Origin of the sequence: Peptoniphilus phoceensis, from assembly GCF_001517665.2 — a bacterium.
GTDB lineage: Bacteria > Bacillota > Clostridia > Tissierellales > Peptoniphilaceae > Peptoniphilus_A > Peptoniphilus_A timonensis.
On record NZ_LN999807.1, the window covers coordinates 1 to 23650 of the forward strand.

Consider the following 23650-nt stretch of genomic DNA (forward strand, 5'->3'; position numbering starts at 1 on the left):
TTACCGCGGCTGCTGGCACGTAGTTAGCCGGGGCTTTTTCTTATGGTACCGTCATTATCTTCCCATATAAAAGAACTTTACGACTCGAAAGCCTTCTTCGTTCACGCGGCGTCGCTGCATCAGAGTTCCCTCCATTGTGCAATATTCCCCACTGCTGCCTCCCGTAGGAGTTTGGACCGTTTCTCAGTTCCAATGTGGCCGTTCACCCTCTCAGGCCGGCTACCCATCGTCGCCTTGGTAGGCCGTTACCCTACCAACTAGCTAATGGGACGCGAGTCCATCTCAGACCACCGGAGTTTTGATCATTGGTGCATGTGCACTTTTGATTTCATTTGGTATTAATCCCGGTTTCCCGAGGCTATCCCAATGTCCGAGGCAGGTTACTCACGTGTTACTCACCCGTCCGCCGCTAATCCACTTTATCTTCACCCCGAAGGGATCTGTCAAAGTTTCATCGCTCGACTTGCATGTGTTAAGCGCGCCGCCAGCGTTCGTCCTGAGCCAGGATCAAACTCTCAATTAAAAAATTTGTATGACTCATTAGTTTCCTCAAAACTAAACGAATATCTGGTTTGCTTGTGATTCTTATTACTAAGAATCTGTGATTCTAATCACGAAATTTGTGTGATTCATTACGAATCTTTTCTATCTTCACACTATTTAATTATCATGTTTCATCGCTACTCTTTTGAAGTAGCTTGTTTATTATACTACCGTGTTTTTTCTTTGTCAAGTAATTTTTACAATTTTTTTAAATTGTTTTTACTTAACTTTCACAGTAATTTGTTTGCTGTCCTCTCAAGTGACAACTTCTATATATTATCATCTTGATCTTTATCTGTCAACTGTTTTTTTATATTTTTTATTAACTTTTTTGTCTTTAAAAAATTAAAAACAGCTGTCTTTTTTGACAACTGTTACATGATACTATTTTCTTTTTTGTCTGTCAATAATTATTTTATATTTTTTATAAAATTATCTAATTCCTCTGTTGGCTTTATTTTATATGCCTTATCTAGATACTCTATTCCCTTATCTTTTTCATTTGCATTTAGATAGATTATCCCCAAGTTGTAATTTAGTGGATAAGAGTCTTCTAATTCTTCTAGGCCAACTTTTAAAATATCTATTGCTCTTCTGAATTCATCTTTAGCTGCATATAGACTAGCTAGTAAATTTATGTTTTCTTCTGTTGTCTTTTTTTCTACAGATAATTTTCCATATTCTTCTGCCTTATCATAATCGGCTATATTGTAGTTTGCTATTGCATAAGTATAATAGAAACTTTCATCTCTGTTGAAATCTTCTGTTATATTATCTAAAAGATTTAGTGCCTTATCATAATCACCATAGGATAAATATGTTTTTGCAGAATCATAGTTTACATTGTTTTTTATGATCTCCATCTCTTTTCTAACTTCGTCTTTTAATTCTTCGTTATTAGACAGATTTATAAATTTTTCAAAGTACATATTTGCTTTTATGAATTTGGCAAGGGCAATGTTTATATAAGCCAACCTATAATAAGCTAGGGAATAATTTTCATCTAAGTTAAGGACTTTGTTGTATTTTTTTATAATTATGTTTAATAGTTTTTCACTTTTTTCATAATCATTTTGAATTTTGTTATAAAGCGCTTCTAATATATTTGCTTCTTTAAAAATTATATCTGGGTCTTCCCCCACAACTTCTTCGTAACCCTTCAAAAATATATAGGAGTCTAGGGGATCTTCTACTTGCTTGACAAAAGCCTTGTGCATGGAATAGTTTTTTAAATCAATATTTAAATTTTTAAGTATCTCTCTATACTTTTGGCTGTATTTAAATTCACTATCTATTCCCAAGAGATAAATCATAGCTTCAACTATTTTTTCAAGACTTATTTCTTCTTCAAGTTCTTGTTCCTTTATTCCTTCTATTAGGTAATCTAGTTTCAAGGGTAAAGAAAAGCCACGAGGAAGTTTTACCTCTTCCAGTTGGTAATCTTCTTTTAAGTCTATAAAAACTATATTTTTTAATTTATCCTTAAATTCTTCTTTAAAAAGACTTTCCATTAAATCTCCTCTTTTTACTTTCACTTTTATTAACTAAATAAATTTTATCAGATAAAAATTTCATTTTCAATTTATCTCATCATGACTATCATTGAATTGAGTCCATAAGCTTTTCCTTCTCTTCTAGCAGAATGTAAGGACAAATTATTATAAGTTGAATCTTTGCAAATTTCTATGTTTTCTTCATCTATACCTGCTTCTAACAAAATTTCTTTATTTACAGAAGTCATAGATAAATGCCAGCTTCCCTTTATTTTTTTGAAAAATCTATCTCTATTTTTAAATTCAGAAAATTCTTTATATACTTCTTCTCCAACTTCATAATTATCTATATCTATATTTGGACCAATATAAACAAAAATATCTTTTGGATTAGATTTAAATTCACTTTTCATTTTTTCTATAGCTTTTTCCGGAATCCTCTTTTGTGCTCCCCTCCAACCAGAGTGTACTATGGAAAGAATTTCTCTTTTTTTATCATAGAAAACTAAAGGTGTGCAGTCTGCAAATTTTAACAAGAGGGCAATATTTTTCTTGTCCGTTATAAGTCCATCTGTATCTGGAAAATTTCTGCCATAAATAAATTCTTTGCCATTTTCTCCATTGCAATATTGGACTTTTTCTGTGTGAGTTTGAATACATGAATATATTTCATCTGGATTTATATCCATTCTTTTTATCATGTCCTTTACATAATCTTTTACCCTATCTCCTTCTTTTGCATAAGAAAGAGAATATTCGCATCCACTTATTAAATTAGCAACTGAATATTTTTCTAAAAGTTCTGATTTCATTTATATTCTCACTTATAGAATTCAATATCAAGATAAATCGGAGCGTGATCTTGTCTTTCTCCAGAGTCTAACATTGCAGAATCTTCTACAAAATCTTTTATCCTATCGCTAACTATAAAATAGTCAATTCTCCAGCCTGAATTATTAATTTTTGAAGTTTTTACTCTTTGTGCCCACCAAGAGTAAACTCCCTCAACATCTCCATTTATGTGTCTAAAAGTATCTATAAATCCTCTATTAAGTAGATTTGTAAATCCCTTTCTTTCTTCATCTGTAAATCCAGCTGACATGTGATTATTTTCTGGATGAGCAAGGTCAATTTCTCTATGTGCAACATTAAAATCTCCACTTGCAATTACTGGTTTTATCTTGTCAAGTTCAGATAGATATTCTCCATACTTTTCATCCCAAATTTGTCTAAGAGGAAGTCTTTTTAATTCTCCACCAGCATTTGGTGTGTAAACTTGTGTAAAATAAAAATCCTCAAATTCCAAAGTTATAATTCTTCCCTCATAGTCCATTGTATCTGGAGCGCCAATTTTTGGGAAAAATACTTTTGGTTCAAGTCCTTTTTTATAAAAAGTCATGTTTCCTGCATAACCCTTGCGAGCAGGTTCCTCTGAAGAAACCCACACATAATCGTAATCAGGAAGTTTTTCTGCTAAAATTTCCTTGTGTTTTTTGCTAGGGCCATTTTTGGGAAGTTTTGTTTCTTGGATTGCAATTATATCAGGATTTGCATTTTTAATGCTTTCAAGAACTTGTCTTGACATCTTCGCCCTATTTGAATCACTTGTTAGGGCAGCGTTTATTGAATCTATATTCCACGAAATTATTTTCATTTTTCCTCCAAATTTATTTTTATTTAATCTATTTAAATATATTTTATATTATTACCTACACTTTAGCTTATAAAAAAAGACCTGAACTAGTCAAGTCTTCTCATGCTTTTTAATTTTAAATTTATAATTCACCCATGTAGGCTCTCTTTCTTCTAGTTGATCCTTGCAAAATTTTATATAAGTTACCCCTAAAGATTGCATATACAGCGGTGATTATAGTAGCTAAAATATTTTTTAATATATATGGGTTTAAAAATTGTCTATATAGCACTCCACTTACAAGATTTTCCCCAAGAGGTATGTCTATTATATTAGATGATGTTATTGTAGATATAAAATCAAATCCTAATAGATGCAAAATTACTAGATAAATTAAATATGGGATTATCCACAAAATAAAGTTTTCCTTCATAAACTCAAGTGAGTGAGTATAGGCTGAAGTGTAATACTCTCCTCTAATGTAAATTGACTCTGCAATTGGATTTATTGCAAAATTAATTACAATTGATATTAATATAAAAATGCTTGTATTACCACCAAAGGCTGGCATTATCCAAGATATAATTATTAATATAAAATATACTGAATAAATCGAGCCAAAGTAAGCCATAAAAGTATTTTTAAAATTCCTAAAACTAATTCTGTTGTAGTAAATCAAATCACTCAATACAGAAAAATAACTTGATAATATCAAAGAAGTTACTAGAGGAATTATAAAGCCAGCAAGGACTCCCAAATTAAGTCCAAATACTGTGCCTATTAAAGTTGTCGCCAATGTATATAATACTCCATACACTAAGGGAAGAATTAAAAAAATTGGAGAGCTCTTTATTTTTACTGTCGTGTCTTTAAAGGCCTTCTTATAAACTAATTGTAAATCTTCAAAAAAATTCATTTCATCACATCTTTTCAGGTGCTTTAATTCCAAGTAAGTCAAGTCCACTTGCTATAACATTTTTAACTGCATAGCAAAGCATAAGTCTTGTGTTTTTAAGTTTTTCATCTTCTACTAAGATTTGAGTTTGGTTGTAGAATTTGTTAAAGTTCTTTGCAAGTTCCACTGTGTATCTTGTTATAAAGTATGGCTCGCACTTTTCACAAGCATCAATAACTACATCAGTAAAGTTGTAAAGACTTCTTATAATATTTATTTCACTTTCTTCTGTGAGTAGACTTGGATCAATTTCATTATTTATATCGAAATTACCCTTTTTAAGAAGTGAAGAAATTCTCGCGTGAACATATTGGACATAAGGTCCAGTTTCTCCTTCAAAAGAAAGAGTCTTATCCCAGTTAAATGTGTAGTCCTTTATTCTTCCATTAAATAATTCTTGGAATTTAATAGCACCAATTCCAACTGTTTGTGCAAGTTCTTCCTTATTTTCAATTTTTTGACCCTGTTCTTTTTCTCTATCGTCAAGAATTTCGCGAACCTTATCAATTGCCTTGTTGAGAACATCTTCAAGATAGACAACTTTACCCCTTCTTGTGGAAAGTGTGCCGTCTTCAAGAGAAACCATGCCGAAGGCAACATGATTAATCTTGTCCCAAAAGTCTTCTCCCATTTCCTTTAAAACTGCACGAAGTTGTTTAAAGTGGAGAGATTGTTGCGTTGCAACAACATAAATAATTTGGTCGGGATTGTAATTTTCTTCCCTATATTTTGCTGCAGCTATGTCTCTTGTCAAATAGATTGAAGTACCATCAGATTTTACAACAATTGCTGGTGAAAGATCATACTTATCAAGATTTATAATTTCTGCACCTTCTGATTCTTCCAACAAGTTTTTATCTCTAATTTCCTTTATTACTTCAGGCAACATATCAGAGTAGAAGGATTCTCCGTTGTAGGAATCAAAGTGAATGTCGAGCATGTCGTAAACCCTGTTAAATTCCTTTAGAGAAATCTCTCTAAACCACTTCCAAATTTTTACGGCTTCTTCATTTTTATTTTCAAGTTCCTTAAACCAATAGCGACATTTTTCTTTTACTTCTGCATCTTCTTCTGCAACTTCATTTACCCTTACATAAAGTTTTAAAAGTTCAGGGATTGGGTCATTTTCAATTTCTTCCTTGTTACCCCATGTCTTGTAGGCATAGATTAACATTCCAAATTGAGTGCCGTAGTCTCCCAAATGATTTACTGCCACTGTCTTATAGCCCAAGAAATTAAAAATCCTTTTTAGGGAATCTCCAATAACAGTGGATCTAATGTGACCAATGTGGAAAGGCTTAGCAATATTGGTAGAAGAATAATCTAGGACAATATTTTTTCCCTTTCCTATTTCTGACTTGCCAAAATTTTCCTTTTTGTTTACACTTTCCTTTAAAATTTCTTCTGTCAAAAGACTTTTGTTGATGTAAAAGTTTAGGTAGGCATTTTTATTTTCAACTTTTTCAAAATATTTTGAATCTATTTGTCCTGCCAGTTCTTCTGCAATAATAGCTGGGTTTTTTCTATAAATTTTTGCCAAACTAAAAACAGGAAAAGCAAAATCACCTAGTTCATAATTTGGTGGAACTTCTATCATTTTGTCGATTTCTTTAGCTTCAAGACCTTCGATTTTTTCATCAAGGATCTTTATTATTTCTTCTCTAAAATTTATCATCTTGACTCCTTACTTTAGGTTGACAACAGTTACTCCGTCGCCACCTTCATTATATTCTGCATCTTTATAGGATTTTATTATCTTAACACTTCTAAAATGTTCTCTAAGTTTTTGTCTAAGGACACCAGTGCCCTTTCCATGAATTATTCTAACGGATTTTAAGCCAGAAAGATAGGCATCATCTAAATATTTATCAATAATATCTTTCGCATCTTCAAAATTCTTGCCTCTAATGTCAATTTCACTCTTAACATTTGTCGCCTTGTTTTTCAAAATACTTCTAGTGTTGTTTTTTGTTGTATCCTCTTGAATATCAACTCGCATTAGTGATTCCTTAGGCATATTCATCTTCATTATACCTGATTGAACAAGGACATTCCCCTTTTTATCTGGAAGTTCAAGAACTGTCCCTATATTTCCAAGAGAGGTCCTAACCTTGTCCCCAACTCTTATTTCTCTAATTGGGTTGGCAGCTTTTTTAATCTCAAGTTCTGAATTATTCCTAGTATTTTTTATGGATTCACGCAAAAGATCTTGAGCCTCTTGAATTTTTTTTGAATTTTCAGAACTAATATTGTCCTTAGCTTCATTTATTTCGGATAAAATTATATCCACATTTTCTTTAGTATTTAGGAGAAGCCTTTTTGCCTCTTCACGAGATTTTTCTAAGATTTTTTCTTTTTGATCTTCTAATTTTTTTATCTTAGACTGCAATCTCTTATTTTCTTTTTCTAAGTCTATTTTTTCTCTCTCAAGTTCTTCTCTGTATTCACGAATTTTTGTCCTGTCCCTGTCAATAGACTGTAAAACATCCTCGAATTCAATATTTTCTGAAGATAAAAGTTCCTTTGCTTTATTGATAATTCCATCAGTTAGTCCCAGTCTTCTCGAAATTTCAAAGGCATTAGATTTACCTGGAACTCCAATCAAAAGTCTATAAGTTGGAGACAAAGTGTCTACATCAAATTCCATGCTGGCATTGGCAACACCCTTTGTTGTCAATGCATAGATCTTTAACTGATTGTAGTGAGATGTAGAAATACATCTTATTTCTCTTTCCAACATAAATTCCATAATTGCCCTTGCTAGAGCCGCACCTTCTGTTGGATCAGTGCCTGCTCCCAATTCATCAAAGAGAACTAGGGAATTTCTTGTAACATTTTTTAAAATGTAGACAATATTTACCATGTGGGATGAAAAAGTAGATAGCGACTGCTCAATAGACTGCTCATCACCAATATCAGCAAAAACTTTTTCAAAAACTGCAAGTTCCGATGCTTCATCAGCTGGTATTAAGAGCCCATACTGTGCCATGAGAGTTAAAAGACCAACAGTTTTTATACTTACAGTTTTACCACCAGTGTTTGGTCCTGTAACAATAAGAGAAGAAAAATCTATGCCAAGATTTATGTCAATGGGAACTGCAATCTTTCTATCTAGAAAAGGATGATAGGCTTTTACAAGATTTATTCTTCCCTCTTTATTTAACTTAGGCATATTTGCATGATAATTTATGGCAAGTTTTGCCTTTGCAAATATAAAATCAAGTTCAATTAATTTCTCTTGATTTGATTTTATTTCTTCTCCACTTTCTCCAACTAATTCTGAAAGTTCTCTAAGTATTTTTTCTATTTCAAGATTTTCTTTTACATATAATTCTTTCAGCTCGTTGTTGGCATCAACAACTGCCATAGGTTCAATGTAGGCAGTCTGTCCACTCCCAGAAATGTCGTGAACAAGTCCCTTTACCTTAGATTTATTTTCTATTTTTACAGGAACAACATATCTTCCATCACGAAGAGTAACTAGGGCATCTTGTAAAAAATCTGCATGAGTATTTAAAATTCCATTTAACTTATTTTTTATAGAATCTTTTTTTGCCGCTATTCCTCTTCTAATTCTTAAAAGTTCACGAGAAGCATCATCAGCTATCTCTTCTTCAGAAATAATTTTTGAATTTATCTCATCTTCAAGTCTTTTATCTGTGTACAAGTTTTCAATTAGTTTGTCAATATAAGCTAATTTTATTTCTTCGTCTTTATTGATGGGATCTTTTTTGAGATAAGTTTTAAGTCCCCTAGAAACTCTCAAAAAATCTGAAACTTGTAAAAGTCCTGCGGCTGTTAAAGATCCACCAATTTCCGCTCTCTTTATTAGACTTTTAATATCTACAATACCAAAAAGTTGTGGCTCTCCCTTAGCAATAATAAGTTTTAAAGCTTCATTAGTTTCATTTAACCTGTTTTTTATTTCATCATAATTTGTAGAAATTTCAACTTCTTCTATATATTCATTTGTAATACTTGCACTAGCAAGTTTTTTAAGTTCAACTAAGACCTTGTCAAACTCCAAGGTCTTTGATGCTTTTTTCAAAGAATTATCCACTGACAATCCCCCTATTTATATGTCCCTTAGTAACTTGTTGGTACTTATTTTCTAACTTTTTCTTTATTTTATAAAAATTTTCTTCATTATAATTTTTATACAAATTTACAATTTCATCTGTAAATTCATCTCCCAAAATTATAAGACTAATTTTATTTTCCTTTAATTTTTTCACATATCTATCTAATAAAATTGGATATGAATTAAAAATTTCTGTAAAAGTATTTTGTCTTAAAACTTCAAAATCCACGGACTTTTCATCTCTTAAAAGATAATTTTTGTACTTACAAGTAGGACAGTTTCTTTCATCTTTACAATTTTTTTCAATAGAATAAGGGCAGTGTTTCATAGTCATAACTGGAATTCTGCCATAAGAAATGAGATTAATTTCGCTGTCTTCGCCCTTTATTATATTCTGAATTTGTCCACTATTCATCTCGGCAGATAGTGTCATTGACTTAAATCCAAGATCCTTAAAAAATTCTAAACTCTTTTTATTGAAAATATTTAGACCAATATCAGCATTGAGATCAAGACCATCATCTTTAAAAATGTAGTATTCAGAAATATTATTTATCCAAAGTCCCCTTACATTTTTATTTTTTAAAATATAAGTCCTAAGTCTTTCCAGTTCATCATAAGAGTAAAATTTGTCGAGATAAATTGAAACTTCCCTATTCCCATAAATTTTCTTGAATTTTTCAAGATCCTTTGCCCTAATTATAATTTCGTCAATCTTATCTAAATTACTTCTTTCAAGATTTTCAAATTTATTAAAAAATACTTTGACTAGAGATTTTTTTGCCTTATTATCATTTTCAGTTTTTTCTAATTTATTTTCATAAATGTTTCTTTCAAGAGAATTTTTTAAAATTTTATCTTCTAAAATATCAAGAACTTCTCTTCTAAGTTCGTTAATGGCAGAAATTGGTAAAAAGGCAGCATCATCAAGATCTAAATCAATGTTTTTAACTTCAAAAATACTGTTGCCTGTTTTTGAAATATTTTCTATTACCCTATCTCTTTCAAGTCCAGATTTTTTTGCTGGCTCAACTAGTTTATCCAGGACATAAGTAGCTTCTAAATCTCCTGACTTTACATGAATAAGAGGTTTTTCCCCAATTTTTATTTTTAGATCAATATCTAGACTTCTTTTATAGTCGTATTCTTCAATTTTTTCGTCAATTTTTTCGTAAAGTTTTTTTGAATAAGTCCTATTTATCTTAGAATTTTCAAGTGGTCTTTTAAATAATTCAAGATTATAAACTTTTCCTGCTTGATAAAATTCTCTAGACTTCATGCCAAATCTTCCCTTGGCTGAATTAAATTCTAGTCCATCACCTTCATGTATGTCTTCATCAAAAACTACTTTTGTAGAATTTTTGATGAGACTAATAACTTTTCCAACTTCTACACCTCTGTTATCAGGTCTGTCATAGGAAATAAAATCTCTTCCAAAGTCGCCATTAAAAAGCCCCTTGGTAAAACCCCTGTTAAAAACTTGAACTGTATCTTTTTTATCTTCAAGTTTCAACTTATCTTCTAGAGATTTTTTATAAGAGGAAACCACAGTGTAAACATACTCTGGATTTTTCATTCTGCCTTCGATTTTTAGAGAATAGGCACCTGCTTTTATAATTTTTGCAACTTGATCTAGGGTATTTAAGTCCTTTGGAGAAAGATAATAAAGTCTTTTTGCAAGTTTATTACCATTAAAATCAAGAATTTCATAGGATTTTCTGCAAGCTTGGGCACATTCTCCTCTATTGCCAGATTTTCCACCAATCATTGATGACATCAAGCACTCGCCAGAATAAGATACGCAAAGAGCTCCGTGAATAAAAGTTTCTACATCAATATCTAATTCCTTTATTTTTTCTATTTCAAAAAGTGGAGTTTCGCGAGCAAGAACCACTCGGCTAAATCCCATTTCTTTTAAAAATTTTGCTCCATAATAATTATTTACTGCCATTTGGGTAGAAGCGTGAACTTCAAAATCAGGAAAAACTTCTCTGATCTTTGCAGCAATTCCAAAGTCTTGTAAAATTAAGGCATCGACGCCAATTTCATAAAGCATCTTTACACTTTTCATTGCCCTTTCAAGTTCAAAATCTGCAATCAAAATGTTAAAAGTAACATAAATTTTTACATCTCTAAGATGAGCATATTCTATTGCTTCTCTTAGTTCTTCCTTGTCAAAGTTTTTTGCTTTTGCCCTCGCAGAGAATTCATCATATCCCAAATAAATGGCATTAGCACCTGCTGATACAGCTGCCTTAAGAGCCGCCATATCACCTGCAGGTGCTAACAATTCATATTTAGTTTTCTCCATAAAGATTTTCCAATTCTCTTGATAGGTCGATTATTCTTCTCGATGCGGAGTTGTTTTTTTCTTCTAGATTAGAAATACTATCCTCAAGCTTCTTAATTACTTCCTTTGAATCTAGGAGTTCTTGGTTTTTATCCATTAAATCTCTATTTAATTTTCTGTTTCTATCTTCTAAATCAAGAGTTTTCTGTTGAAGATCTCTGTAAGTCTTGTTTGCCTTCTTGTTTTCATCTTCAAAAATCATAAGTTGTTTTTTAAGATCTTTGATTTCTTCCATCTTTTCCATGATTTCTTTCTTGTCATCGCTAGTATTTGCCAAATCATCTTTATCAGCCTTCATCTTTTCAAGATCGTCTAATACATTTAAGGCACAAAGGACAAGAGTTTGAACTTGATTTAATTTGTAATTACTTCTTGCTGTTTCCTTGATTTTTGCATCAAGATCACTTGCAAGGTCCTTAATATACTTTTCGTTGTCATTACCCATGACATAAAACTTCATGTCATCAATAGTGACTTCGATTCTCTTCGCATCGGACATAATAGCCTCCTTAGGATCTTAGTTTCGCTTTAATTTCACTTTCAATCTCAGCAACTATTTTTTCACAAATTTCTGTAACTTCACTTTCTTCTAGAGTTCTATCAGCTGCTCTAAATACAAGGGAGAAGGCAACAGATTTCTTTCCTTCTTCTATATTTTCACCTTCATAAATATCAAATACCTTAAAGGATTCTAAAAGGTCTTTTCCATATTTTTGAGCAATCTTTTCAAGATCAACTGAATCAACTTCCCTATCCATAATAAAGGCAAAATCCCTCTTCATAGTTGGATACTTTGGAAGTTCCTTGTAAGTATAGTTATCTATTGTGTTTTCAACAATTTTGTCAAAGTCTAATTCTGCAACATAGGCTTTTTTCTTTAAACCATAGTTTTCAAGAACTTTTGGATGTACTTCTCCAAATACTCCAAGACTTTCTCCCTTTAAAATAAACTCTGCAGATCTACCTGGGTGAAGGAAACTTGTTTCTTTTCTTCTAACTTCTAGATTATTTATTCCCAAGAACCAAAGAATTTTTTCTATTGATTCCTTTAAATAGTAGAAATCACCTAGATCATAAAATCCCATAGTTAATTTTAATTTTTCACTTGGAAGTTCATCTTCACTTGGGAAGAAAGTATTTCCGATTTCAAATCCACCAACATTTTCATTTCCTCTAACATAGTTTTTAGCAAGAGCATCAATCATTGATGGCACAAGAGTTGTCCTCATAATTGAATAATCTTCCCCAAGTGGATTTAAAATTTTAATTATATTTTTTTCATCTTCATCATAGTTTGCTTTTTTATAAGAAGATGGACTGACAAAGGAATAAGTCATAAATTCAGAATAGCCAAGACCTATTAAAAGATTTTTAATTCTGTCTTCAACATTTCTAAATCTAGGTTTTCTTCCAACTGTAAGAGTTCCTCTAAGTTTTTTTGGTTCAACATTGTCATAACCATAAACTCTTGCAACTTCTTCTATTAAATCTTCTTCTATGTTTAAATCAAGTCTAAAAGTTGGAATCTTTGCAAGAATATAGTCATCTTTTATATCAGTTTCAATTTCTAATCTATTTAATATGTCTGCAACTTCTTCTATGCTGAAGTCTACACCTATTAAGTCAACAACCTTTTGATGTCTTAATTTTATTTCTTTTTCTTCTTTAGAAAAATCTCCTACATCCTTATTTCCAGCAACAACTTCAGCAATTCCCATATCTTGTACAAGTTGACAAACTCTATCTACTGCAGTTTTTGCAAGATTTGGATCTATTCCCTTTTCAAACCTTGAAGAAGCTTCACTTCTAAGATCTAGTCTTCTAGATGTCTTTCTAATATTTTCTTTATTGAAATTTGCACCTTCTAACAAAACATTTACTGTCTTGTCAGTGATTTCAGAATCAAGTCCACCCATGATTCCTGCCAAACCAATAATATTTTTGCCATCAGTAATCAAAATATCATCAGATTTTAATTTTCTTGTTTCTCCATCTAGAGTGACAGTTTCTTCGCCATCTTCTGCCATTCTAACGACAATCTTTTTAGTATCAAGCGTGTCTAGGTCAAAAGCGTGAAGTGGCTCTCCATATTCAAGCATTACAAAATTTGTAAGGTCAACTATATTAGAAATTGGTCTAACTCCAGCTTGCATAAGATAAGCTTGTAGCCAAAGTGGAGATGGTCCAATCTTTATGTTTTTAAGTATTTTAGAATAATATCTTGTGCAATTTTCTGTTTCAATTTCAATATCATCGAAATAATCTGAAAAATCATCAACTTCATTTTCTAATTTTATTTCATTGTGCTTAGCCTTTAGGTCAAAAGAAGCTGCTGTTTCTACAGCCATTCCCATCATACTCAAACAATCTGGTCTATTTGGAGTGATTTCAAGTTCAAGTATTTCATTGTCCATGAAAAGAGTTTCCAAAGCAGATTTTCCAATTTCAGTTCCTTCTGGGAATATAAAAATTCCGTTGCGAGCTTCCTTAGGAATTACAGAATTTTCAAAGCCCAGTTCTTCCAATGAGCAAAGCATACCATTTGATTCAACTCCACGAAGTTTTCCTTTTTTAATTTTTTGACCACCAGCCACAGTAGAACCGTGAAGGGCAACAGGAACAATTGCACCTTCAAAAACATTTGGAGCACCAGTTACAATTTGAAGGACTTCTTCGCCAACATTTACAGAACAGATAACTAGCTTGTCTGCATCTGGGTGTTTTTCAATTTTTTCTATCTTTCCTACAACTATTTTATCTAAACCTTCTGATGGAATAATAATGGATTCAACGTGGGAACCAGAATTAGAAAGTCCATCTGCAAGTTTTTTTACATCAAAATCGAAATCAACATAATCTTTAAGCCATTTAATTGGTAATAACATATCTATCTCCTTAAAATTGTTCCAAGAACTTCTTGTTGTTTTCAAACATCATTCTAATATCTGTGATGTTGTACCTTACCATTGCAATTCTGTCGATTCCCATACCAAAGGCAAATCCAGAATATTTTTCAGGATCAATGCCACAATTTCTAAGTACATTTGGGTGAACCATGCCGCAACCTAAAAGTTCCATAGACCAGCCAGTGTAGTTACAAGCCTTGCATCCTTCGCCGCCACAAGAAGTACAAGTAGTATCAACTTCTAGACTTGGTTCAGTAAATGGAAAATAGTGAGGTCTAAATCTTGTCTTCACTTCTTCTCCAAAAAAAGCCTTTACAAAATAATTTAAAGTATCAATTAAATTAGCAACAGAAATCTTTTCATCAACAACAAGCCCTTCAAGTTGGTGGAACATTGGTGAGTGAGTTGCATCAACTTCATCAGATCTAAAAACTCTACCAGAACATATCATGCGAATTGGAGCGCCATGTTCCTTCATTGCCCTAACTTGAACAGGAGATGTTTGAGATCTTAAAATTGTATTTTTGTCAAAATAAAAAGTATCTGACATATCTCTAGAAGGGTGGTCTTTAGGAGCATTCAAAAGATCAAAGTTGTTTTCTACAGTTTCAATTTCTGGACCATCATAAACAGTAAAGCCCATATGTGTAAATAAATCTTCAAGATCTTCAAGAGTCTTCTTGAGAGGATGTCTGTGTCCCAAAATTAAATCATCAGTTTTTAAAGTGACATCAATTCTCTCATCGTGAAGCTTCTTTTCCAAAATCTTTTGATTAATTTCATTTTTCTTTTCTTCAATGGCATTTTCAATTTCTTCACGAACTTCATTGGCAAGAGCACCCATAACAGGTCTTTCTTCCTTTGAAAGATCCTTCATTCCCTTTAAAATTTGAGTAATCTCTCCCTTTTTGCCTAAGTACTTAACTTTTAGTTCATCTATATCTTTAATTGTATTAACTTCATTTAAAAGTTTCATGGATTCATCTTTGATTCCAATTAATTTTTCTTTCATGTTGACCTCCAATTCATAATATACAATTATATCATAGTTGCAAAAGATTTTTAAATAAATTCAAGTAAATTCCCATTTCATCAATATGTAGAGTGATTAAAATATAAATTTTAAAAATGGGCATAAAAAAACTGACTGCTTGCGCAATCAGTAATTGGCAGGGGTAGCAGGACTCGAACCCACGGCACTTGGTTTTGGAGACCAATGTTCTACCAACTGAACTATACCCCTAAGATACCTTATTATGATAACAAAAATTTCATCATTTGTAAAGTTTTTTATTTTTTAAATATATTATTTTTAGATTTTTAACTGCTTTGTGTGTTTATTGGTTAATATTTAGTTATTATAAATATAAAGGATTTTATTATGAAAAAATTTGATAAAATATATAAATTGTTATATTTAATAAGTTTAATAATTATCTTTTTAAATAATCATAATTATTTTATTTTTAATAGAACAACAAAGATAATAATAAATGTAATTTCCATTATTTTTATGATACTTATTATATTATCTCTTGATACCGATGATTCTAAAATATTTAAAAAAATTTCTACTTTTATGCTAATAATTTTAATAATTTTAATAATGTTTTTTGGGAAATAGTTAAATAGCTGTATTAGCCCACTCCTGCTAATACAGCTATTTGTTATAATTTTTTTAAATTTTTCTCAACTTGTTTAAAAGTTTCTTCTAAAGTCCCAGAGTTGTCGATTATGACATCTGCTTTTTTTCTCTTTTCTTCGACAGAAATTTGCGAATTTATTTTTTCTTCTGCATATTCTCTTGAAATGCCGTCTCTATTCATAAGCCTTTTTATCTGTGCTTCTCTATCTACATAGACAAGCCAAATTTCGTCAAAGTTTAAATTATATTTTTTATTTAATTCTTCACTTTCAAAAAGAAGAGGTATATCCACAAAAACTCTTCCCTTTGATTTTTTCACTTCTTCCAAAATTATCCTATAAATTTCTGGATGTTCAATTTCATTTAAGATTTGCCTTTTTTCTTCGTCCCTAAAGACAATTTCTGCCAAGCCACTTCTATCTAATTTGTCATCTACATAAATATTTTCTCCAAAGGCTTTTTTTATTTTTTCTTTTACATTTTCGAGATCTACTACTTCTCTTGCTATTAAGTCCGCATCAATGACTTTTTCTCCCCTATCTCTTAGGAAGTTAGAGACTTGAGTTTTGCCTGTGGAAATAGATCCTGTAAGTCCAATGATTTTATTTTGATTCATAAAGATTTTTTCCTGTATTCATATCTACTGACAATTTAACATTTAAATCAACGGAATTTTCCATTAATTCTCTCATAATTTCCTTAACTTCTTCCACTTCATCTTCTGCCGCGTCAACTACAAGTTCATCGTGGATTTGGATAATAAGTTTTGATTTCATATTTCTCTTTTTAAGTTCATTATAAACTTTTACCATAGAAATTTTTATAATGTCGGCAGCTGAACCTTGGATTGGAGTGTTAAGGGCAATTCTCTCTCCAAAACTTCTAATATTGAAATTTTTTGCATTTAGCTCTGGGATGTATCTTCTTCTCTTGAAGATAGTTTCAACATAGCCCTCTTCTTTTCCACGCTTAATTTCTTCTGCCATATAATTTTTTATGCCAACAAAGTGAGAAAGATAGTTGTCAATATATTCTTTTGCAGCCTTTCTCGGTATATTTAAGTTTTGTGAAAGTCCGTAGTCAGAAATTCCATACACAATACCAAAATTTACTGCCTTGGCTTCTGATCTTTGCAAAGAGTTTACATCGTCATAATCTACGTGAAATACTTCTGATGCAGTTTTTCTGTGAATATCTAAACCATTTTTAAAAGCTTCTAACATTTCCTTGTCATCAGATAAGGCAGCTAAAACCCTAAGTTCAATTTGAGAATAGTCGGCATCCACTAAACTTGCACCCTCAGATGCCAAAAATGCCTTCCTAATCAAACGTCCTTCTTCAGTTTTTATTGGAATATTTTGAAGATTTGGATCAGTTGACGAAATTCTTCCAGTTGCAGTCACAGTTTGCATAAATCTTGAGTGAATCCTCTTTGTTTTTTTATTTATAACTGCTTTTAAGCCGTCAATATAAGTTGATTTTAATTTGGAAAACTTCCTATAATCCAAAATCTTATCTATAATTTCTCCCTTTCCTCTTAATTTTTCAAGGACATCGGCAGAAGTTGAGTAGCCAGTTTTTGTCTTTTTAATAACTGGAAAATCCATTTTTTCAAATAAAATTATTCCCAATTGTTTTGGAGAATTGATGTTAAATTCTTCTCCAGCTTCAGAATAAATTTCTTCTTCTAAATTTTTTAACTTATCAATAATTTTTTCATCAATTTCATCTAAAACAGCTTCGTCAGTGTTTATTCCCACATACTCCATAGATGCAAGAACTTCAACTAGAGGAAGTTCCATATCGAGGTAAAGAGAAGTCATTTCTTCTTCCTCAATTTTTTCCCTTTGTAATTTTTCAAGTCTATAAACTGTATTTAATAAAAAGGCAAAATACTTAAACAAGTCATCTTTTTCTAAATCAGCATAAGCTTTCTTTTTAGCACCCTTGCCCAAAAGGTCTTCTTCATCTAAATATCCATTTTTAAAATAGTCCATGGAAATTTTATTTATATCATAATCACTTTTAGTTGAATTTAGAAGATATTCTGCGATTTCAACATCGTGGGAATAATTCTTTATATCAATCTCAAGATCCATTAAGATAATTATGTCTTCTTTGAGAGAATATCCAAGCTTTTCAAGATTTTCATCTTCCATGATTTCTTTTAAAAAGTCAAAGTCAATATCATCATAAGCTATGAAGTTTACAAGCTCATCTTTAACTTTGATGGCAAGATAAATAGGCTTTACATCCTCATAAATTTTACCATCGCTAATAAATTTAAAGGCAAAGGACTTCTTGTCTTTAATATTTTTTTCCAGTTCTTTTAGGTCTTTTATTTCAACAAATTTAAAATTATCATCAGAAATTTCTTCCACTGTTTCTTTTTGATATTCTTTAGGAAGTCTTGCAAGCATAGAATTAAATTCAAAATCACGATACATTTCAGAAAGTTTTTCATAATCGTATTCTACTTTTTTGAAGTAATCTAGCTCTTCTTCTATAGGAACATTTTTTACAATAGTCCCAAGTTTTTTGCTCATAAATGCAGACATCTTGCCATCAACTAACTTTTCCTTTAGCTTTTTGCCAGAAACTTCATCTATATTGTCATAAAGATTTTCTAGAGTGTGGAACTGACGAACTAATTTTAGCCCAGTTTTTTCTCCAATCCCATGAATTCCAGGAATATTATCAGATGCATCTCCCATAAGAGCCTTTAATTCAATAAATTCAAGAGGCTCAATTCCATAATCTTCCTTGATTTTATCCACAGTGATAATATCCATCTCTGTGATTCCCTTTCTAGTGAAAAGAACCCTAGTATTTTCATTTACAAGTTGAAAATAATCCTTGTCCCCAGTCAAGAGATAATTGTCAAAATTCTTTTCACTGGCAATTTTTGAAAGAGTGCCAGCAATATCATCTGCCTCATAAACTGGTGACTCAAGAATTTTTATATTCATGTAATTTAAAATATCACGAACAAGGGGCCATTGTTGCTCAAGCTCATTGGGAGTCTTTTGCCTTGTGCCCTTGTAGTCCTTATAAATGTCAGACCTAAAAGTCTTTCCCTTCATGTCAAAGCAAACTACCACATGACTTGGTTTTATCTTTTCTATGGCATTTTCAACCATCATGACAAAACCATAGATAGCATTTGTATAAAGACCTCTCTTAGTTTTAAGAAGAGGAAGAGCATAAAAAGCCCTAAAAAAAAGTGAACTTCCATCTATAATTAAAAATTTGTTATCCATAAAAACCTCCTATCTACATTATAACAAAGATTGAAATAAATAAAATTTGCAAATAAAAATCACAAAATTTATTTTGTTTTATAAGTTATTTTTTTATGTATACAATTTCTTGAAGGTCCATATTATTGATGATTGCTAGTAAAAAGGATATAATATAGCTATGAATAGAAATTTATTAGAAACTTTAAAATTCGAAAAAAACAATAAAATAAGTGGTGGAATATATCATAAATTGCAAGTTGAATTCACCTATAATTCCAATCATATCGAAGGAAGTAGATTAAGTGAAGAACAAACAAGATTAATTTTTGAAACTAATACAATTGGTCTTGATGATAGCAAGACTTCTTTAAAGGTTGACGACATAATAGAAACCTCAAATCACTTCCAAGCAATTGACAAAACTATTGACTTGTATGATGAGGATTTAACAGAAGAATTTATCAAAAATATTCACCAGATTTTAAAATCTGGAACGAGTGACTCAAGAAAAGACTGGTTTAAAGTTGGAGATTACAAGGCTTATCCCAATGAAGTGGGTGGTTATGAAACTACTTTGCCAGAAAATGTTTCTCATGAAATGAAAAACCTTTTAGAGTTTTACAATAACAAAAAAGCAAAAAGTTTTGAAGATATAATTGACTTTCACTACCAATTCGAGAAAATCCACCCCTTTCAAGATGGCAATGGACGAGTGGGCAGACTCTTAATTTTAAAAGAGTGTCTAAAAAATGATATAGTTCCCTTTATTATCAGTGAAGATTTAAAATTTTTCTATTACAGAGGACTTTCAAATTATAAAAAAGAGAGAGGATATTTACTTGATACTTGTTTGACAGCACAAGATAGATTTAAGACTTATTTAGATTATTTTAAAATTTCATATCACGAATAAAAATTTAGGAGGCTTGACCTCCTTTTTTGGTAAATAAAAATTATTAAAAAATTTGCAAATAAAAATCCCCAAGTGAAATTAAATTCATTTTGGGGATTTAAAAATGTTAAATTATCTTTCAGAATACTCTGCTTTAAGAGTCTTTCCCTTTATTTTCTTGCCATTAAGATCTTTTATGGCTTCTTTTATCATATTTTTTGGGATTTCCACAAAAGTAAAACTTGGCATAATATTTATCCTGCCAATTTCCTTTGGAGATACATTAGTGTAGCTATCGATTAATCTTATAATTTCACTAGAATCAAGTCCATCTCTTTTGCCCTTGTTGATAAAAATCTTTGGTCCCTTGATTTTCTTGATTTCTTTTCCTCTTTTGTCCTTGCCTTTTCTCTTTGAACTTTCAGATTTTTTTGACATTTCAAACTTTTTGCCATAATCAACTTTTTCAAGTTCATTAATTTTTGTCTTGTTTGAAGATTCATTTACCATCTTTAAGAGAGAAGCAGAGATATCATAAAGACTGTAGCCTTGTGCCAAAAGCCTATTTAAAACTTCTGTATAATCAATTTGCTCTTCTGCCTTTAAAATATTTTTATTAACTTTTTTATACAAATTGTCAAGACTTTCCCTCTCTACGTCAGCCTTTGTAGGTAGCTTCATCTTTTCCATTTTTATCTTTGCATACTTTTCGATTTCCTTAAACTTTGGATAGTCCCTACTAGTTACAAAAGTAAAGGAAAGACCTTTTTTGCCTGCTCTGGCAGTACGACCAATTCTGTGGACATAATATTCAGCTTGTTGTGGAAGATCGTAGTTAAAAACGACATCAATATCAGAAACATCAAGACCACGAGCAGCAACATCAGTTGCTATTAAAATATCAATAGTTCCCCTTCTAAACTTCTTCATGACATTGTCCCTAGATGACTGACGCATATCTCCGTGAAGAGAATCCACCTTGTAGCCTCTTTGTGCAATCTCAACTTCAAGATTTTCGACCATTCTCTTAGTGTTGCAGAAAATAATAGACTTCTTTGGCTTGTGAATTAAAATAAGTCTATTTAAAATTTCTGTCTTCATATTTCTATTAAGTTCAAGATAAAATTGTTCAATCTTTTCTGCAGTGAGTCCCTTTTTCTCAATAATAACTTTTGCAGGATTATTTTGATAAAGTTTTGAAAATTCCTTTATATTGTTGTCAAAAGTTGCCGAGAAAAACAAAGTTTGTCTCTTTGGATTTGTCCTTTCAATTATAGTTTTCATATCATCTCTAAAACCCATGTCAAACATTTCATCTGCTTCGTCAAGAGTCAAGAAACTTATCTCATCAAGTACAATTGACTTTCTCTTCATGTGGTCCATAACTCTTCCTGGAGTGCCCACAACTATGCTAGCATCTCTTTTTAATTCCCTAAGTTGTTTTCCCATGTCTGCTCCACCATAAATTGGAACTACCTTTATAAACTTTTTATGTTTAGCAAGCTTTTTTAACTCATCAGAAACTTGTCTTGCAAGTTCCCTTGTAGGAACAAGGACTAGAGCTTGTAAACTATCACAATTATCCTCCATTTTTTCAATCATTGGTATCCCAAAAGAAGCAGTTTTTCCTGTACCAGTTTGTGCCTGTGCAAGAACATCTCGTCCTTCTAATATAGTTGGAATTGTCGCCTCTTGCACCTCTGATGGCTTTTCAAAACCCAAATCCTCAACTGCTTGTAAAACTTCCATAGATAAATTTAATTCATTAAATCTCAATATATTCTCCTAATCTATTTTAAATAATTATTTCCAAAACAAAAAAAGACCGAGATTCCCTCGGTCCTTCAAGTTCTTTCTTTAGACATTATAACACAAAAAAATATAAAAATCTTAGAAGAATCAAATTTATTAATTTGTAATTATATATTTTAAGTTTATCACAAGCTTCAATTTAAATAATTATATACAAATATAAAAAAGTGATATAATAAGTTAGAGGACATACAATGGTGGCCGCCTAATAAATATATTAGGAGGAATTACTATGAGTGACTATGAGATTCTTTCATTAATGTTAGAATTTTCTACACTAATAGTAATCATCCTAACACTCAATAAAAAATAAGTAGTTAGAATGAAAAATACCACCCGTATCGTCTTAGGTGGTATTTTAATACAACAAACTTAAGGCGACCGCTTTTAACGGTGTCCTCATTTACATATATGATAACATTATGTTGTCGAATAATCAATTACATAATTTTAAGAATAGAAATATCCTTCCTTTTTTACTTTAATATCTTGTCTTTCAATTTATCTTAATATAAAATCCTAATATTAAAACAAACGTAAAAATTTGCGTTTATTTTTACGTTTGAAATAAAACGTAAATTTTATTTTGCGTTTGTTTTTATCTGATATGGAAAACTTTCCTCAACATCAAAAAAGGACTCTGTCATATAAACAAAGTCCAAAAATATGTAAAAAAAGAAGAACCCCTAAGGGTTCCTCTTTAATCAAACAATTTATCTTCTAACATAAATTGTTGCACTCTTGTCTTCTTGTTCCCATTCAATATCTTGATCAATCTTATCTTGAGTATTTCCGTTAGTTAGACCAAATACATTGGCTACATTAGTAACAGAAACTAAGATTCTATCGTTGATATTAAGTGGTTTAGAATCCATCTTAACTGTCTTGCCATTAGAAAGAACAATTTCGTCGCTGTCAATTTGGATAGAAGCAGTCAAACCGTCTTTTATAAATGTTGCAGTTCTTGTCTTCTTATCCCATTTAACTTCAGCGCCAATAGCTTCAGCTACATATCTAAGTGGAAGCATTGTTCTGCCATTTTGAAGAACAGGAGTTACATCCATTAGACGTTTAGTAACTACGCCATTTCTAACAACTTCATATTCGAACTCGTTGATGTGGAATACATACCATAGAGTATCACGAACTGGAGTTGCAGCTTGTGTCTTTTCAGGCACTACAGTCTTAACTGGGTAAGTTGGAGTATAGTCGTGTCTCTTGAATCTGCCTGGGAAGAAGTAGTCATTATCTCCAGGGATATATCCGTGGTCTCCACTACCATTGTCGTCTCTACACATAGCGTGTCCAGCTACATCAATTATAATAACTTTTTCTCCGCCTTTATTGTCCCTAATTGTTACAACAATTGGACCATCAACATCATTACCAGGATTAACAATAATTTCTCCAGTAGTTGGATCAATTGTTACTGGTACATTTTTGCCATCTTCGTCTTTAGCAGTTATTGTTGTTCCTTCTGGATTCTTAACAACTACGCCAGTTCCTTGGTCTTTATCAGTTGGATCTACTGTTTTCTTACCAGATTCATCAACAACAAGTTTGTCATCAGTTCCCGGAGTAGTTTTTTCTGTAATAGTTTGATCAGGAGTTAAAGTGTTTGTTGAATCATCTGGATAAGTTATAGTTACTGAACCGTCATCGCCTACTGTTACGTCTTTAGCTTCTGGGTTCTTTTCTTTAACTTTGTCTTCAACAGATTTCTTTTCAGCATCTGTTAATTTGTTCTTATCTTTAACTTCTGTTTTTTCTGGCTCAACTGCTGGATTCTTTTCAGCATCGGTCTTTTCTGCTGGTGTTTCAGCTTCTGCTACTGTTTTTGTTGCTTCGTCTGATGGGTCTTTTCCATCTTCTTGAGCGATTGCTTTTACAGTTTGATCTTTTTCTAGAGCTGGTGTATCTACTGTCCAGTTTCCTTGATCGTCTGCTTTTGTTTCTTTCACTGTTCCGTCTGGAAGTGTTACTTTTACTGTTGCACCTGGTGTTGCTGTTCCTGATACTGTTGTATCTCCAGCTTTTGGTTCAGTTACTTTTGGTGTAGCGGTCTTTTCTGCTGGTGTTTCAGCTTCTGCTACTGTTG

At 31.5% G+C, this 23650-nt stretch carries 16 protein-coding genes, 1 tRNA gene and 1 rRNA gene; 2 read left to right on the forward strand and 16 right to left on the reverse strand.

The annotated features are described in order from the left end of the window. From BN3657_RS00945 to polA, 14 genes are all read right to left on the reverse strand, one after another. Window positions 1-523 (reverse strand): 16S ribosomal RNA (locus BN3657_RS00945); the annotation flags it as partial. A 430-nt stretch (window positions 524-953) separates the two neighbouring features. Then, the gene (locus tag BN3657_RS00950) at window positions 954-2054 is read right to left on the reverse strand and encodes a tetratricopeptide repeat protein (RefSeq protein ID WP_062551392.1); all 1101 of its coding nucleotides are present in this window, start codon (window positions 2052-2054) and stop codon (window positions 954-956) included. A gap of 71 nt (window positions 2055-2125) precedes the next feature. Continuing rightward, complete coding sequence (pgeF, locus tag BN3657_RS00955) at window positions 2126-2848, reverse strand: peptidoglycan editing factor PgeF (RefSeq protein WP_062551393.1); 723 nt, start codon at window positions 2846-2848, stop codon at window positions 2126-2128. Between the two features lie 8 nt (window positions 2849-2856). Beyond that, a complete protein-coding gene (locus BN3657_RS00960) occupies window positions 2857-3690 on the reverse strand; it encodes an exodeoxyribonuclease III (protein WP_062551394.1) in 834 nt (277 codons plus the stop codon). A gap of 121 nt (window positions 3691-3811) precedes the next feature. Further along, window positions 3812-4585 (reverse strand): hypothetical protein, encoded by a 774-nt coding sequence (locus BN3657_RS00965; RefSeq protein ID WP_062551395.1) that lies wholly within the window; start codon window positions 4583-4585, stop codon window positions 3812-3814. 4 nt (window positions 4586-4589) lie between these two features. Then, the gene (argS, locus tag BN3657_RS00970; RefSeq protein ID WP_062551396.1) at window positions 4590-6299 is read right to left on the reverse strand and encodes an arginine--tRNA ligase; all 1710 of its coding nucleotides are present in this window, start codon (window positions 6297-6299) and stop codon (window positions 4590-4592) included. 9 nt (window positions 6300-6308) lie between these two features. Further along, window positions 6309-8684: an endonuclease MutS2 gene (locus tag BN3657_RS00975; RefSeq protein ID WP_062551397.1), complete on the reverse strand. Its 2376-nt coding sequence runs from the start codon at window positions 8682-8684 to the stop codon at window positions 6309-6311. Next, window positions 8677-11016 carry a U32 family peptidase gene (locus tag BN3657_RS00980; protein WP_062551398.1) on the reverse strand — a complete coding sequence of 780 codons (2340 nt, stop codon included), beginning with the start codon at window positions 11014-11016 and terminating at the stop codon, window positions 8677-8679. Before BN3657_RS00980 ends, BN3657_RS00975 begins: the two co-directional genes overlap by 8 nt. Next, window positions 11003-11554, reverse strand: a complete 552-nt coding sequence (zapA, locus tag BN3657_RS00985; protein WP_062551399.1) for a cell division protein ZapA — start codon at window positions 11552-11554, stop codon at window positions 11003-11005. Before zapA ends, BN3657_RS00980 begins: the two co-directional genes overlap by 14 nt. A 10-nt stretch (window positions 11555-11564) precedes the next feature. Continuing rightward, window positions 11565-13940: a phenylalanine--tRNA ligase subunit beta gene (gene pheT / locus BN3657_RS00990; RefSeq protein WP_062551400.1), complete on the reverse strand. Its 2376-nt coding sequence runs from the start codon at window positions 13938-13940 to the stop codon at window positions 11565-11567. A gap of 10 nt (window positions 13941-13950) precedes the next feature. Beyond that, a complete protein-coding gene (gene pheS, locus BN3657_RS00995; protein WP_062551401.1) occupies window positions 13951-14973 on the reverse strand; it encodes a phenylalanine--tRNA ligase subunit alpha in 1023 nt (340 codons plus the stop codon). Window positions 14974-15128: 155 nt separating this feature from the next. Further along, window positions 15129-15204, reverse strand: a tRNA-Trp gene (locus tag BN3657_RS01000). Between the two features lie 424 nt (window positions 15205-15628). Next, complete coding sequence (coaE, locus tag BN3657_RS01010) at window positions 15629-16222, reverse strand: dephospho-CoA kinase (RefSeq protein WP_062551402.1); 594 nt, start codon at window positions 16220-16222, stop codon at window positions 15629-15631. Next, entirely contained in the window at window positions 16209-18866 is a 2658-nt protein-coding gene (gene polA / locus BN3657_RS01015) for a DNA polymerase I (RefSeq protein ID WP_062551403.1), read from the reverse strand. The genes coaE and polA overlap by 14 nt, the downstream gene beginning before the upstream one ends. 160 nt (window positions 18867-19026) lie before the next feature. On the opposite strand from polA, the gene BN3657_RS01020 reads away from it, so the two are divergent. After that, on the forward strand, window positions 19027-19761 hold the full coding sequence (locus tag BN3657_RS01020) for a Fic family protein (RefSeq protein ID WP_062551404.1): 735 nt from the start codon (window positions 19027-19029) through the stop codon (window positions 19759-19761). A gap of 111 nt (window positions 19762-19872) precedes the next feature. On the opposite strand, the gene BN3657_RS01025 is transcribed toward BN3657_RS01020, so the two are convergent. Beyond that, a complete protein-coding gene (locus tag BN3657_RS01025) occupies window positions 19873-21516 on the reverse strand; it encodes a DEAD/DEAH box helicase (protein ID WP_062551405.1) in 1644 nt (547 codons plus the stop codon). A 268-nt stretch (window positions 21517-21784) separates the two neighbouring features. On the opposite strand from BN3657_RS01025, the gene BN3657_RS08700 reads away from it, so the two are divergent. Next, window positions 21785-21865 carry a putative holin-like toxin gene (locus tag BN3657_RS08700; RefSeq protein WP_222859610.1) on the forward strand — a complete coding sequence of 27 codons (81 nt, stop codon included), beginning with the start codon at window positions 21785-21787 and terminating at the stop codon, window positions 21863-21865. 400 nt (window positions 21866-22265) lie between these two features. On the opposite strand, the gene BN3657_RS08565 is transcribed toward BN3657_RS08700, so the two are convergent. Continuing rightward, window positions 22266-23650: stalk domain-containing protein (locus tag BN3657_RS08565; protein ID WP_230204166.1), on the reverse strand; the 1385-nt coding region annotated here is incomplete at its 5' end.